Here is a 13521-nt window from a genome sequence, read left to right as displayed (position 1 = left end):
CATTCCTTTCAAAATATAAACGGATATTTCTATATTTTAACAAATTATTCAGAAAATTGGTATGATTTTTCAATCCAAAGAAATAAATATTTAATTATTAAATTATACTTGCATATTTTGGAATGTGATTATACAATATCGATATACGATGTATCGTTAGTCGATATATCAGGAAACGATGTATCGGAGGTAGTTATAATGAATGAGAAAGTACAAAAGTATATTCCGTTAACAGAGGCGACATATTACATTCTGTTGTCACTAGTGAAGCCAATGCACGGTTATGGAATTATGCAAATGGTAGAAGAGATGACAAATGGGGAAGTAAAGCTCGGCCCTGGTACTTTATACGGGAATACGACGAAATTATTAAAAGAGAAGTTAATAGTTGAAGTTGCCTCTACAGACAGAAAGAAGTGCTATGAGTTAACAACGTTTGGGAGAGAAGTGTTAGAGCTAGAGTATAACAGGTTGCAGAGATCTGTAAGAAATGGAAACAGTATATTAGGGGAGTGAATGGGTGATGGAGACAAAGAAGATATTTAAATTTTTCGCTGGATGGAGTTTGGAAAAAGAGGAAGCCTTTTTAAGAAAAATGCATCAACAGGGCTGGGCACTGCAAAAGTATAATGTAATGTATACGTTTAATAGAACCGAGCCGAAAGATGTAATATATAAAGCGGATTTTAGGTTAGATTATAAAGATACAAAAGAAAAACAAAAAGAGTATATTGAAATATATGAAATGTGTGGTTGGAAACATGTAACGAGTTTTGCGAAATGGAATTATTTTTGTAAAGAAGTAGAAGAGGAAAATGAGTTACCTGATATATATTCAGATAAGGAAACGAGGATACAAAAACTCACTGAGTTATTACAGGTCTTTGCATTTATGTTTGTGACGTTAATGCCAGCGCTTTACTTATGTTTTCTTGGAATATCAGAATCTGGATTATATAAAGGTATGGTAGGGTTTTTCAGTTTCTTGTATTTATATATACTTATTAATTTATATTTGAAGATTAAAAAGTTAAAAAAGGAAATATTGTAACAAAGAGTAGAATTCTTAAAGAAGATTAATTGTATGGGGAATGATGGGGAACAGAACATCTTCTTTAAGTTCTATGTATGTTTATTTTGTTGACTCTTTTTTATATAATAAAAGACTGTATATTTAAGTGGTAAAATGATAAACGAGGACAATACCTGGAAGATAATAAATAAGTAACGATTCATAATAAGGAACTACCAATTAATTTTATTTGAATTTTTATATTTAAAATAGTAACAAAGTAAAAGACTGCAAACAGTAGAAACAATCCATATTGCTAGAATGGAAGGAGTCATTATTTTCTTACAATTGAAGATCCAAAAATAAAAGATAGCTAACAGGTGTGAGGTGTAACATATAATAAGAAAGAAATACGTTTTTTATTGACGTATAAACAGAAAAACCCCTTATAGAAAAACCTATTTCTATAAAGGGTGGTAACAATATTATGAAAAAGACTGATTTTGAGCAGGTTTAATAAATTGCTCCGGGTTTTCAACAAGTCCGCATACAGCGCATTGGACGCGATAAGTCGGTCCTTGATAGGCCATATGAAAAGCATTCATCGTTTCATTTGTGTATTCTTCTTCTACTTGGCCAGTTTGTGGGTTTAACTTGACTGGTTTTACTTGTTGCTCAAGAATATTAAAGCGAGTACGGTTCGTTTTACAACTTGGACATAGCATTGGTTCCATATGTATACACCTCCATTTGTAGCATTTCTTAAACTCTTTAATTTTATGCAAGCAAAAAAACTTTCTCAATATAAATGGGTGTTTAAAGTATTCAAAATTCAGAAAAAATAAAATATAATAAGGGTACGAACTGGTTATGTCCAAACCAAATCTCCTGTTTTATGCCAATAAGCTGGGGGCCGAGAAATCGGCCTCATTTTTTTGTGCTCATTACTATAGAAAACAAGGTTTTTTGAGACTTTTGTCGAAATTTTAGGGATGGATATAAAGGGGGATGTAAAATGAATTTAAAAATGAAGTACATTATTTTATATGTAGAAAAGTTTGAAGAATGTTTAAGGTTTTATAGAGATATTTTACAGTTACCTATAAAAGCAGAGCATGGTACATATATTGAGTTTAATACTGGTTCTACAATTTTAGCGATGAACACGAGGCAAGATGTAAAAGAATTAACAGGACTACCACTTACAGAAGGTGAGTTACAATCTTCTCATTTTGAATTGGGATTCGTTGTTGATCATGTACAAGAAACAATCGAACAGTTTAGGGAGCAAGGTATTAAAATCTTAGTTGAACCAATTGTGAAACCGTGGGGACAAACAATTGCATACATTGCCGATCCAGATGGAAATTATATTGAAATTTGCAGTTCATTAGAATAGAAGGAGAAAAAGAGATGGGGTTTCCGAAACTAGAAACAGAACGTTTACAATTAAGAGAATTAACACTGTTAGATGCAGAAACAATGTTCCGTTATTTTTCAAAAGAATCTGTTATACGTTATTTCGGAATGGATTCTTTTGAAAATATTGAGCAAGCGAAAACAACAATTCAAACGTTTAAAAATCGTTATGAAGAGGGAACAGTATTTCGCTGGGGAATTGAGAAAAAAGGCACGGGCCAATTAATCGGAACGTGCGGATTTCATTTAATAAATAATCATCATAAGCGAGCTGAAATTGGTTATGAATTAGACGATACATATTGGGGCAAAGGGTATGCAACGGAAGCGTTACAGGCAATTTTAATTTACGGATTTGAAACGCTGCAACTGATAAGAATTGCAGCTGTTGTATATGTAGAAAATAAAGCTTCTCAAAAATTATTAAGTAAAGCAGGATTTCAAGAAGAAGGATTACTTCGAAAACATATGATTCAAAATGAAGTTGCTCATGATACGATTTTATATTCTTTATTAAAAGAAGAGTGGAAGAAGTAATGAGTACAAATGAGCTTATAAATATAATGAAGAAACATAAAGAAAATAGGTTTATTCTAGGTATAGATGGTTTAAGTCGATCTGGTAAAACGACATTTGTGGCAAATTTAAAAGAAAACATGAAACAAGAAGGTATTCCGTTCCATATTTTTCATATTGATGATCATATAGTAGAACGTAATAAACGGTATCATACTGGATATGAAGAATGGTATGAGTATTATTATTTACAATGGGATATTGCATACTTGCAGAAGAGATTTTTTCAAAAGTTACAAACTGAAACAAAACTGACATTACCGTTCTATTATGATGAGACAGACTCAAGTGAAATGAAAAAAGTACAGATTCCTATAGTAGGTGTAATTGTAATTGAAGGTGTTTTTCTACAGCGAAAAGAATGGAGAGATTTCTTTCATTATATGGTGTACTTGGATTGTCCAAGAGAGACAAGATTTCTGCGCGAGAGTGAGGAAACGCAGAAAAACCTTTCAAAGTTTGAGAATAGGTATTGGAAAGCAGAGGATTATTACTTAGAAACGGAATTGCCGAAGGACCGGGCGAATTTAGTCATACAATGATTGGAAAATAGAAGGTGAACAGAATGAATATTTTATGGGATTTTGATGGGACGTTATTTGATACGTATCCTGCATATACAATGATGCTATCTGAAATATTAGGTGATAGTGTAGATAAACAAGAAATATACAAAAACTTAAAAATATCATACTCTCATGCAATTCAGTATTATAATATTTCATGCGAACAGGAAGAAAAGATTAAAATTTTGAAGGAGAAATTCACTCCAAAAGATATGAAACCTTTTGCAGGTGTCGAAGAGGTTTTGAAATATGCGGATAAAAATGTGATTATGACCCATAAACATAGGGCGGGGGTTATGGAGATTTTAGAATATTACGGCTGGGAGAAATACTTCGTAGACATGGTTACAATTGACGATGGTTTCCCCCGAAAACCGAACGCTTTATCTTATGATCATTTGCATAAAAAGCACAGTATTGATTTAGCTATTGGTGATAGAGAATTAGATTTATTACCTGCAAAAGAATTAGGTATTTCAACATGTATGTTCCAAGGGAATTGTGATGTAGCGGATTATTCTTTATCGCATTACTCGGAATTTTTTAACGTAGTGATTGATAAAGAGGTTATTTTATAAGTAATTCAAATAAAACCTCTACTTTTTGCTTGAAAGTAGAGGTTATTTTCTATGCTTTATAAAAACGATAGAAAATTAGTACTTTCAAATGTTTAGGAGGGGATTAGTATAACAATTCGAATTACATAGTTATAGATAAATCTATAGATGAAAAGATTTCTATAAAGCGAGTGATCACATGAGTATTTTCATTTTAGAAGATGATGTCATACAAGCACAGCAAATGAAGCGGCTAGTTGAAGAGATTTGTGAGGAGTATATGTTGCCTTTTGATTTTATAGAGGTAACTAGTAAAAGTGAAAACATCATTACTAACATTCCTAAGGCGAAATATGTCCCAATCTATTTTTTAGATATAGAGATTAAAAGAGAGGAACGTAAAGGGTTACAAGTGGCACAAGAGATACGAAAGTATGATACGCAAGGAATTATTGTGTTTGTAACGACGCATTCTGAATTTGCACCTATTTCGTATCAATACATGGTATCAGCTTTAACTTTTATTGATAAAGGTTTGCCATATGAGGATAGGCGTAACATTTTTGAACAATGTTTACTCCAATATGAAGCGCGTAATAAGCATATTATTCCGTCCGATGATTTTATCGTTGAAAATAGTAATGCGACTGTACGGGTTCCGTTTCATGAAGTTGAATATGTTATGACCGATGAACCGCACCGTTTAGCATTAGTGACGTTAGATCGAATCGTTTATTTTTACGGGACTTTAAAAGAAATTGAATTAGTAGATGAACGTTTATTTCGTTGTCATCAATCATATATCGTGAATACGAAGCAACTGTCTTCTTATGATGCGAGGCAAAAAATGATAGTTTTAAAAAGCGGGAAACGTATTCCAGTATCACGTCGTTTATTGAGTAAAGTACGTAACATATTAAAGGGTGAGATGTAATGTATATTTATGATTTATTTGCAATACTGCTTACTAGTATAAGCCATACGTTTTTATACATTCAATTAATCCGGTACAATAGATTGTCATATAGAATGTTAATAGCTTTAAGTGCAGTATTCATTATTTTACTGGCTATTGTCGTAACAGTAACGAGATACCCAGAGTTGAATAGTACGATTGTGTTATTTTTAATAAGTTTAGGATTAATGCAAAATGAATTGAAATTTAAGCATAATGTATATTTTGCACTAGTGAGTATGGTAATTATAACGTTAGTGAAAATGTTGCTTTTCGATTTAGGAATGAAAATCTTTATGTTAACAGCATTCAATTTATATTTATGGACAGGTAGCATGATTCATCTTATCGTATCAACCCTTACTTTTATCGGCATTTTTGTAGCTCGGAAAAGAATCCGAAAAATTGCTCAATATATAGTAGGTAGTCGGCTATACTATGTAACTTATATATTATTAATTGCCGGATTTATTATTGAACTAATTTTAACACAGCCATCTAATGCGTTTTTAGCACAATTAAATCAACAATACAGTGAAGTAAGTTATATTTCAGCGATTATTGTATTTTTATTATTAGTCATTATAGTACTTATAAGTTCACATTTATCGAAAGCAAAGTTACAAGAAGAGCATGAAAAACGCTTAGATAAAGAGTTATTAGATTATGTGGAGAAATTAGAGGATATGCATGACGAGCTTGCTAGTTTCCGTCATGATTATATGAATGTATTATTATCGTTAGAAGAGGGAATACGTACAAAAAATGTGAAAGAAATTGAGCAAGTGTACTATGATGTTATAGCTCCTACCTTAAAAACAATAAATGATCATGAACTTGATATTGCGAAATTATCTCGCGTACATATCCCTGAAGTGAGAAGTGTATTAAGGGCGAAAGTTAGCACTGCCCAGCACCAACAAATAAAAATAATGCTCGATATACCAGAGAATATTGAAAGTGTTTCGATGACGGTTATTTCATTTATTCGCATCATTTCAGTTTTAGTAGACAATGCGATTGAAGAAGCAGTACATAGTGAGGAAAAGATATTACAAATTGCATTTTTTGAAATGGATTCACGACAATATTTTATTGTGCGTAATAGTTCAAAGAGTGAAGCAATTGATTTGCAAAAAATTTATGAGAAAAACCATTCAAGTAAAGAAGGAACTCGAGGATACGGACTATTCTCATTAAAACGGATTATGAATAAAACAAATAACGCGACGTTAGAAACAACTTATGTAAGCCCTTATTTCACGCAAACATTCGTATTAAAAGAGATGAGATGACCGTCTATGATGAAAATGTAACCGAATAGGAAAGAACTACATACTTTCTTCACTCGATTTTATACACTTCAAGTAAGAGGTGAAGCGAGATGAATGGTCTTATTTTTACAACAATGATTTGCTTTGGTTTACCGCTTGTAGCACTTTTATATGCTTTTTGGAAGAAACGCTATATTCCATATATGTTAGGTGTATTGGCTTTTGTTATATCACAAATATTGATTCGCATACCGATACTGAATTATGTAAATGGAACTAGCACAGATTTTCAAATGTTTTCAGTAATGCAGCCTGTATTATTTGTACTTTTGCTTAGTTTATCAGCTGGTATTTTTGAAGAGATAGCTCGTTTTATTGCAATGCGTTATTTTATGAAGCAACGAGATTGGCAGTCTGGCTTTTTATTTGGAGCAGGGCATGGTGGTATTGAGGCAGTGTTGATAGTTGGTATCCCGGTAATATCTCTATTATTTTCACAAACAGTTATTCAAAATGGTGACAGTTACTATTTCGGCGGTATTGAGCGCATTTTTGCGATGGTATTGCATATTGGGCTTTCCCTCATTGTATTGCAAGCTGTCATCCAAAAGAAATTCCGTTATGTTGTCTATGCAATTCTCATCCATGGGACTGCAAATGCATTAGCTGGCATTATATCGCTATATGTACCAGGGAAAAGCGGGATCATTATGTCAGAAGTTTCAATAGCAATTTGTGCTTTAGTCGTTTTTAGCTATAGTTTTATTTTAAAAAGAAAGGGTGTATGAAAATGAGAAGAATATTACTTATTATTATAAGTGCTATCGCGGCGTTCGGGCTTGCAGCATGTACCGGTAATAAAGTAGATGAAAGTACATCAAAAAACTTTATTCCGAAGGCGGAAGAAATTGTATCATTATTAAATGAAGCAAAGTATAAAGAAGTACATGAAAAATTTGATAGTAAAATGAAATCAGCCTTATCAGAAGAGCAAATGAAAGAACTTACTCCTATTATTGAAAAAGCTGGTACATTCGAAAAAATTGAGAAAAAATCGATTGAAGAAAAAGATGGTTTATATACTATTATTCTTGTAGCGAAGTATAGTAAAGAACAACGTACCTTTATCGTAACTTATAACGATAAAGAAGAAATAGCTGGGTTAGTAATTAGGTAGAAATGTAATAGCAGATAAGATGGTTGTGTCCATTTTATCTGCTATTTATTATAACCAAATTATGGTTATTTGTGCTAATATGAACTTATAGCTGTATAGAAGGGGTGGATTAGTATGAAAACTGAAATAGTTCCTAAAAAGAAATACAGCATAATTAGCTACATATCTTTACTCATCGGCATTTTATGTTTTCTGTTCGTTTTTATTACTCCGACAAGGATAGCGAATGTAGGTAATGTAGTGGGAGATTATATTACAGTTGCCCTCACAGTTGCAGGTATCATACTTTCTAGCATTACGATGACCAAACAAACAGAGAAGAAGGGTATTGCTATTATTTCAATAATACTGTCCTTATCATTACTTATATTTTGGATGATCACGATTATATTATTATTTACTGGTCAAATTAGTTTTGCGCCGTAATGTGCAATAAAAAGAGTCCTTCTGGTATGAAGGACTCTTTTTATTCGCTGTCTTCCGGTTGATATTCTAAAATATCCCCTGGTTGGCATTCTAACGCTTTACAAATAGCATCTAAAGTTGTAATTCTAATTGCTTTTGCTTTTCCATTTTTTAATATAGAAAGGTTAGCCATTGTAATTCCAACCTTCTCTGAAAGTTCAGTTACACTCATTTTTCTTTTCGCTAACATTACATCAATATTAATTATTATTGCCATGTCATTCACCTCAGACCGTTAAATCATTTTCTGATTTTATATCTATCGCATCTTTTAAAAGTCTTTGGAGAACGGCAGCAAAGACTGCGATAACCATTGAAGCAAAGATAAGGATCATGCCAATTATTATAATACCTGGTGCATCATCTCTCTCTGCTACAAGATAGAAAAGCGGCATACCTACTACATATAATACACTAATTGTAATAGCACATTGTTTTATCTTCTTTAAAGCTCTAACAGATAATTTCGAGAAGGCGTTCCCCTTATCAATGTAGCTTACAAGTTTAAAGGCTTGATATAGGGCAAAATAAAAAGGTATCACCGTTGCATATAGATTGATTAAAACAAGATATTTTATATATGCGATATCCGGGTATAATTCCGCTGTATAATTCCCGATATTAGGAATTAAAAATATACATAAAGCAAAAACAGGAATACCGATAAGGATGATTGCTGTCTTTAAAAAGAGTGTTGATCCTTGTTTCATATAAAGCACCTCATTTTTAAATTATCTCTTTAATTTAACATGAAATTTATCGTTTAACAATAAATTCTTATTTATTTCAATCGGATTTTTATTGATAAATAAATTTTTGGGAAGAGAATGATAAGACATTTTTATAAAATAGGTGTGGTCCCTAATTATTTGAACATAAAAATCTATGATATGTAGCGTTCGTTTCCTTACTAATAAAAGAAAGTGAAGGTAATGATTGTTAGCTTCATGAAAATGGGGGACTAATAAAACATATATAAATGAATGTAAAACATACGGAGGAACAACAATGTCGAAATTGGGTTTACTGATGAAGAAGTTACTGTTAGTAGGAACAATCACACTAAGTATGTTATGTACGGAAAGCATGATGAATTATTATTCGGTGGAAGCGAAAGTGAAAAAAGTAGAACGTCAACCGAAAAATATAATCATAATGGTTATGGACGGAACGAGTTCTTCAGCAACGACATTATCACGCTTGTATAAAGGGAAACCACTTGCATTAGATGAAATGGTAACAGGAGGAGTTCGTACATATTCGGCTGAATCAGCTATAACAGATTCAGCACCAGCAGCTACAGCTTTAGCGACGGGGAATAAATCGAATTCAGGATATGTAGGCGTATTACCTTCTATTGTAAGTTCACCCGGCGTAAAACCAATAAAAGAAGAGGACAAGTTACGGCCAGTTGCCAATGTTTTAGAAGGTGCCAAACGTACTGGTCGTGCAACTGGAATTATTGCTACAGCTGAAATTCAGCATGCTACTCCGGCCGGGTTCTCTGCTCATCATGTCAACCGCAAATATTTTGACGTAATTGCGGAGCAGCAAGTGTATCAAAATATAGATGTCGTACTAGGCGGGGGAAAAGCGGCACTCCTACCTATAAAAAGAAAAGATGGTGAAGATTTAGTAAAGGTGATTCAAGGTAAAGGATACGACTTTGTTGAAACGAAAGGTGCATTATTGAACTCTAAATCTAATAAAATTTGGGGCTCTTTTTCACATAATGCTTTAGCGTTTGATATGGATCGTGAAGCAACAAATCCGGAGCAACCAACACTTTCGCAAATGACGGAAAAAGCAATTCAAACGTTATCAAAAGATAAAGATGGCTTCTTTTTATTTGTAGAGGGAAGTAAGCCAGACTGGGCAGCTCATGTGAATGATCCAATTGGGATGATTAGCGATGTATTGGCATTTGATGAAGCGGTAGCAAAAGCATTACAATTTGCAAAAAATGATGGGAACACACTGCTCATCGCCTTAACTGACCATGGTAATAGTGGTATTTCTATTGGAAATATGAATACGACAAAGGGGTATAATATAACACCAGTAAATGCTTACATAGAGCCATTAAAAAAAGCGAAAATGACACTTGAAGGGGTAACTGAAAAAATAAATAATGATTTATCGAATATAGTAGAAGTTGCTGCTCTTTACGGTTTAAATAACTTAACTGAAGTTGAAAAGGAAAAATTAAAAGTTGTACAAAAGAAATCGGATATTGGTCCAATACTTACTACATTATTGGCCAATCGTGCGAACATAGGCTTCACAACAGGAGGGCATACAGGTGAGGATGTGTTTTTATATTCTTACGGTCCTCAAAAGCCATACGGTTTGATTCAAAACACAGATATTGCGAAGACGATGGCGAAAGCAATGGGCTTTAACTTAGAAGAAGTAACAAACAATTTATTTGTAGAGAGTGAATCAGCTTTTAAACAAAACGGTGCAACAGTCACTATAGATAATACTGATACAGCAAACCCGGTGCTCATAGTAAAACGTAATCATGTAAAAGCTCAATTATTTGTAAATAAAAATATAATTCGTATTAAGAATAAAGAATATGAATTAGGTAGTGTAGTTGTAGAAAGTAATGGCAAGTTCTATGTACCAGAAGAAGCAATCCGTTTATTCATAAAGCATTCTCGTTAGAAAAATGCCAATTCCTTATCTAGTACTTAGGAATTGGCATTTTTTGTGTAGCTGAAATTTCATTTGAAAACAAGAGTAAAGGGAATCACAACTTCTAAAATGGACTTCTTGTAAATTTATTTATTTTATGTTTTTCACCCTAAAAAATATTTCTCAACATTTTAGCTCTTCAAAAAGATTGAATATTCGTATTATAACGAATATTATGTTCCTATCGGCAAAAAAAACGATAATTTGCAACCACTGGGGAGGAAGAGCATTGAAAAAGAATAAGAAGTTAAAACCATTATCAGTTTTAGCAACAGCGGCAGTGCTAAGTAGTACGTTTGCTTTTGGAAGTCATGCAGCGTATGCTGATACGCCACCATCTCTACCAATAGATGAGCATTTAATACCTGAGGAGCGTTTGGCAGAAGCGCTGAAACAACGGGGAGTAATTGATCAATCTGCATCACAAGCCGAGACATCAAAGGCTGTCGAAAAATATGTTGAGAAAAAGAAAGGGGAAAACCCTGGAAAAGAAATCATGACAGGGGATAATCTTACGCAAGAAGCTTCAGATTTTATGAAAAAAGTAAAAGATGCAAAAATGAAGGAAAATGAACAGGCGCAGCAACCCGAAGTAGGACCGGTAGCTGGACAAGGTGCAGGATTGAACCCTGGAAAATTAAATGGAAAAGTACCGACTACACCAGCGAAGCAAGCTGAGTACAATGGAGCTGTTCGAAAAGATAAAGTACTTGTTTTACTCGTAGAATTTAGCGATTTTAAGCATAATAATATTGATCAAGAACCGGGTTACATGTATTCTAAGGACTTTAATCGTGAACATTATCAAAAAATGTTATTTGGCGATGAGCCATTTACGTTATTTGATGGATCGAAGATTAATACATTTAAACAGTATTATGAAGAACAATCTGGTGGTAGCTACACAGTTGATGGAACTGTAACAGAATGGCTTACTGTTCCAGGAAAAGCGTCAGATTATGGTGCGGATGCGGGAACTGGTCATGATAACAAAGGTCCTTTAGGGCCACGTGATCTTGTAAAAGAAGCATTAAAAGCAGCGGTAGCAAAAGGGATAAATTTAGCAGATTATGACCAATTCGATCAATACGATCAAAATGGTGATGGAAATAAAAACGAGCCAGATGGAATTATTGACCACTTAATGGTTGTACATGCTGGCGTAGGTCAAGAAGCTGGTGGCGGTAAATTGAAAGATGATGCGATTTGGTCTCATCGTTCAAAACTAGGATCAAAGCCATATGCGATTGATGGTACGAAATCTTCTGTATCAAACTGGGGCGGAAAGATGGCTGCATATGATTATACAATTGAGCCTGAAGATGGAGCAGTTGGTGTGTTTGCGCATGAGTACGGTCATGATTTAGGATTACCAGATGAATATGATACAAAGTACTCTGGACAAGGTGAACCTGTTGAATCATGGTCTATTATGAGCGGCGGTAGCTGGGCTGGAAAAATTGCAGGCACAGAGCCAACAAGTTTCTCACCACAAAATAAAGAGTTTTTCCAAAAGAATATGAAGGGGAACTGGGCGAATATCGTTGAGGTAGATTATGATAAACTTCGCACAGGAATCGGTACTGCAACATATTTAGATCAAAGTGTTACAAAATCAAAACGACCAGGAATCGTTCGTGTTAACTTGCCAGACAAAGATATTAAAAATATCGAATCGGCATTTGGTAAGAAGTTTTACTACAGCACAAAAGGAAATGACATTCATACAACACTTGAGACACCAGTATTTGACTTAACAAATGCAACGGATGCTAAGTTCGATTATAAAGCATTCTACGAACTGGAAGCGAAGTATGATTTCCTTGACGTATATGCGATTGCAGAAGATGGAACGAAGACACGCATTGATAGAATGGGCGAAAAAGATGTAAAAGGCGGCGTGGATACAACGGATGGTAAGTGGGTTGATAAATCATACGATTTAAGCCAATTCAAAGGGAAAAAAGTAAAACTGCAATTTGAGTATGTAACAGATATTGCAGTAGCTTATAAAGGATTTGCATTAGATAATGCTGCATTAACTGTAAATGGCAAAGTTGTTTTCTCAGATGATGCAGAAGGCCAACCAGCAATGACATTAAAAGGATTTACGGTGTCTAACGGATTTGAACAGAAGAAACATAACTACTATGTAGAGTGGAGAAATTACGCTGGTTCTGACACGGCGTTACAACATGCGCGTGGTCCAGTATTTAATACAGGAATGGTTGTATGGTATGCGGATCAAAGCTTTACAGATAACTGGGTAGGGGTTCATCCAGGTGAAGGATTCTTAGGAGTAGTAGATTCTCATCCAGAGGCAATCGTAGGGACATTAAACGGACAACCGACTGTGAAGAGCAGTACGCGTTATCAAATTGCTGATGCTGCATTCTCATTCGATCAAACGCCAGCATGGAGAGTAGATTCGCCAACTCGCGGTATCTTTGACTATAAAGGATTACCAGGTGTTGCGAAATTTGATGATTCTAAGCAGTACATCAATAGCATGATTCCAGATGCAGGACGTAAGTTACCGAAACTAGGATTAAAGTTTGAAGTAGTAGGTCAAGCAGAAGACAAGTCTGCAGGTGCAGTTTGGATCCATCGCTAAAATAAAATGAAAAGGAGCTGTCATAAGTCGGTGAAACTTGACTTGTGGCAGCTCTTTTTTTTCTTGTGAAAAAGCTCTCTGTTTTTTATGTATTTATTGGGAAAAATAAGAGTTTCTTTTATAAATGAAATGTTCCATTTGTCCGATTATATAGGCTATTTTGGACGTAAGTAATTTGTAACTAATGAGTAAGAAAAAAGAGATTT

Annotated in this window: 16 protein-coding genes; 13 read left to right on the top strand and 3 right to left on the bottom strand. The window is 34.0% G+C overall.

What is annotated here, in order from left to right; translation table 11 throughout:
- Positions 1–198 precede the first annotated feature (198 nt).
- A complete protein-coding gene (locus tag KVT31_RS20130) occupies positions 199–516 on the top strand; it encodes a PadR family transcriptional regulator (protein ID WP_088096799.1) in 318 nt (105 codons plus the stop codon).
- Between the two features lie 7 nt (positions 517–523).
- Positions 524–1051 (top strand): DUF2812 domain-containing protein, encoded by a 528-nt coding sequence (locus KVT31_RS20125; RefSeq protein WP_088096798.1) that lies wholly within the window; start codon positions 524–526, stop codon positions 1049–1051.
- Between the two features lie 446 nt (positions 1052–1497).
- Here the strand turns inward: KVT31_RS20125 and KVT31_RS20120 are convergent, their stop codons facing one another.
- On the bottom strand, positions 1498–1746 hold the full coding sequence (locus KVT31_RS20120) for a hypothetical protein (RefSeq protein ID WP_000433610.1): 249 nt from the start codon (positions 1744–1746) through the stop codon (positions 1498–1500).
- A gap of 281 nt (positions 1747–2027) precedes the next feature.
- Between KVT31_RS20120 and KVT31_RS20115 the strand changes: the two genes are divergently transcribed.
- The 9 genes from KVT31_RS20115 (at position 2028) to KVT31_RS20075 (ending at position 7962) form a co-directional block, all read left to right on the top strand.
- Positions 2028–2411: a VOC family protein gene (locus KVT31_RS20115; RefSeq protein ID WP_088096797.1), complete on the top strand. Its 384-nt coding sequence runs from the start codon at positions 2028–2030 to the stop codon at positions 2409–2411.
- A 14-nt stretch (positions 2412–2425) separates the two neighbouring features.
- The gene (locus KVT31_RS20110; RefSeq protein WP_088096796.1) at positions 2426–2968 is read left to right on the top strand and encodes a GNAT family N-acetyltransferase; all 543 of its coding nucleotides are present in this window, start codon (positions 2426–2428) and stop codon (positions 2966–2968) included.
- Positions 2968–3549: a kinase gene (locus tag KVT31_RS20105; RefSeq protein ID WP_088096795.1), complete on the top strand. Its 582-nt coding sequence runs from the start codon at positions 2968–2970 to the stop codon at positions 3547–3549. Before KVT31_RS20110 ends, KVT31_RS20105 begins: the two co-directional genes overlap by 1 nt.
- A gap of 23 nt (positions 3550–3572) precedes the next feature.
- Entirely contained in the window at positions 3573–4151 is a 579-nt protein-coding gene (locus tag KVT31_RS20100; RefSeq protein ID WP_088096794.1) for an HAD-IA family hydrolase, read from the top strand.
- Positions 4152–4329: 178 nt separating this feature from the next.
- Complete coding sequence (locus tag KVT31_RS20095) at positions 4330–5064, top strand: LytR/AlgR family response regulator transcription factor (RefSeq protein ID WP_088096793.1); 735 nt, start codon at positions 4330–4332, stop codon at positions 5062–5064.
- Positions 5064–6380, top strand: a complete 1317-nt coding sequence (locus KVT31_RS20090; protein WP_088096792.1) for a GHKL domain-containing protein — start codon at positions 5064–5066, stop codon at positions 6378–6380. Before KVT31_RS20095 ends, KVT31_RS20090 begins: the two co-directional genes overlap by 1 nt.
- A gap of 89 nt (positions 6381–6469) precedes the next feature.
- Positions 6470–7147, top strand: a complete 678-nt coding sequence (locus tag KVT31_RS20085) for a YhfC family glutamic-type intramembrane protease (protein WP_088096791.1) — start codon at positions 6470–6472, stop codon at positions 7145–7147.
- Positions 7148–7149: 2 nt separating this feature from the next.
- Positions 7150–7536, top strand: a complete 387-nt coding sequence (locus KVT31_RS20080) for a DUF3887 domain-containing protein (protein WP_088096790.1) — start codon at positions 7150–7152, stop codon at positions 7534–7536.
- A 114-nt stretch (positions 7537–7650) separates the two neighbouring features.
- Complete coding sequence (locus KVT31_RS20075) at positions 7651–7962, top strand: hypothetical protein (protein ID WP_061676889.1); 312 nt, start codon at positions 7651–7653, stop codon at positions 7960–7962.
- Between the two features lie 40 nt (positions 7963–8002).
- On the opposite strand, the gene KVT31_RS20070 is transcribed toward KVT31_RS20075, so the two are convergent.
- Together KVT31_RS20070 and KVT31_RS20065 are read right to left on the bottom strand one after the other, a co-directional pair.
- Positions 8003–8218: a helix-turn-helix domain-containing protein gene (locus KVT31_RS20070; RefSeq protein WP_002084833.1), complete on the bottom strand. Its 216-nt coding sequence runs from the start codon at positions 8216–8218 to the stop codon at positions 8003–8005.
- 10 nt (positions 8219–8228) lie between these two features.
- Positions 8229–8711, bottom strand: a complete 483-nt coding sequence (locus KVT31_RS20065) for a DUF2975 domain-containing protein (RefSeq protein ID WP_088096789.1) — start codon at positions 8709–8711, stop codon at positions 8229–8231.
- 298 nt (positions 8712–9009) lie between these two features.
- On the opposite strand from KVT31_RS20065, the gene KVT31_RS20060 reads away from it, so the two are divergent.
- Together KVT31_RS20060 and KVT31_RS20055 are read left to right on the top strand one after the other, a co-directional pair.
- Positions 9010–10671, top strand: coding sequence for an alkaline phosphatase (locus KVT31_RS20060; RefSeq protein ID WP_088096788.1), 1662 nt, complete (start codon positions 9010–9012; stop codon positions 10669–10671).
- A 259-nt stretch (positions 10672–10930) separates the two neighbouring features.
- The gene (locus tag KVT31_RS20055; protein WP_088096787.1) at positions 10931–13315 is read left to right on the top strand and encodes an immune inhibitor A domain-containing protein; all 2385 of its coding nucleotides are present in this window, start codon (positions 10931–10933) and stop codon (positions 13313–13315) included.
- Positions 13316–13521: the final 206 nt, after the last annotated feature.

The sequence above is a fragment of the Bacillus sp. GbtcB14 genome (genome assembly GCF_019091205.1).
Taxonomy (GTDB): domain Bacteria; phylum Bacillota; class Bacilli; order Bacillales; family Bacillaceae_G; genus Bacillus_A; species Bacillus_A cereus_AG.
The sequence above is the reverse complement of the archived record's forward strand: the minus strand, read 5'-3'. Positions and strand labels throughout refer to the sequence as shown.

What these genes read in the sequence shown, in the direction of transcription:
- KVT31_RS20075 (WP_061676889.1), top strand. Translation starts at nt 7,651, where the DNA reads ATGAAAACTGAAATAGTTCCTAAAAAGAAATACAGCATAATTAGCTAC.
- KVT31_RS20105 (WP_088096795.1), top strand. Translation starts at nt 2,968, where the DNA reads ATGAGTACAAATGAGCTTATAAATATAATGAAGAAACATAAAGAAAAT.
- KVT31_RS20125 (WP_088096798.1), top strand. Translation starts at nt 524, where the DNA reads ATGGAGACAAAGAAGATATTTAAATTTTTCGCTGGATGGAGTTTGGAA.
- KVT31_RS20065 (WP_088096789.1), bottom strand. Translation starts at nt 8,711, where the DNA reads ATGAAACAAGGATCAACACTCTTTTTAAAGACAGCAATCATCCTTATC.
- KVT31_RS20115 (WP_088096797.1), top strand. Translation starts at nt 2,028, where the DNA reads ATGAATTTAAAAATGAAGTACATTATTTTATATGTAGAAAAGTTTGAA.
- KVT31_RS20120 (WP_000433610.1), bottom strand. Translation starts at nt 1,746, where the DNA reads ATGGAACCAATGCTATGTCCAAGTTGTAAAACGAACCGTACTCGCTTT.
- KVT31_RS20090 (WP_088096792.1), top strand. Translation starts at nt 5,064, where the DNA reads ATGTATATTTATGATTTATTTGCAATACTGCTTACTAGTATAAGCCAT.
- KVT31_RS20130 (WP_088096799.1), top strand. Translation starts at nt 199, where the DNA reads ATGAATGAGAAAGTACAAAAGTATATTCCGTTAACAGAGGCGACATAT.
- KVT31_RS20100 (WP_088096794.1), top strand. Translation starts at nt 3,573, where the DNA reads ATGAATATTTTATGGGATTTTGATGGGACGTTATTTGATACGTATCCT.
- KVT31_RS20095 (WP_088096793.1), top strand. Translation starts at nt 4,330, where the DNA reads ATGAGTATTTTCATTTTAGAAGATGATGTCATACAAGCACAGCAAATG.
- KVT31_RS20080 (WP_088096790.1), top strand. Translation starts at nt 7,150, where the DNA reads ATGAGAAGAATATTACTTATTATTATAAGTGCTATCGCGGCGTTCGGG.
- KVT31_RS20085 (WP_088096791.1), top strand. Translation starts at nt 6,470, where the DNA reads ATGAATGGTCTTATTTTTACAACAATGATTTGCTTTGGTTTACCGCTT.
- KVT31_RS20110 (WP_088096796.1), top strand. Translation starts at nt 2,426, where the DNA reads ATGGGGTTTCCGAAACTAGAAACAGAACGTTTACAATTAAGAGAATTA.
- KVT31_RS20060 (WP_088096788.1), top strand. Translation starts at nt 9,010, where the DNA reads ATGTCGAAATTGGGTTTACTGATGAAGAAGTTACTGTTAGTAGGAACA.
- KVT31_RS20070 (WP_002084833.1), bottom strand. Translation starts at nt 8,218, where the DNA reads ATGGCAATAATAATTAATATTGATGTAATGTTAGCGAAAAGAAAAATG.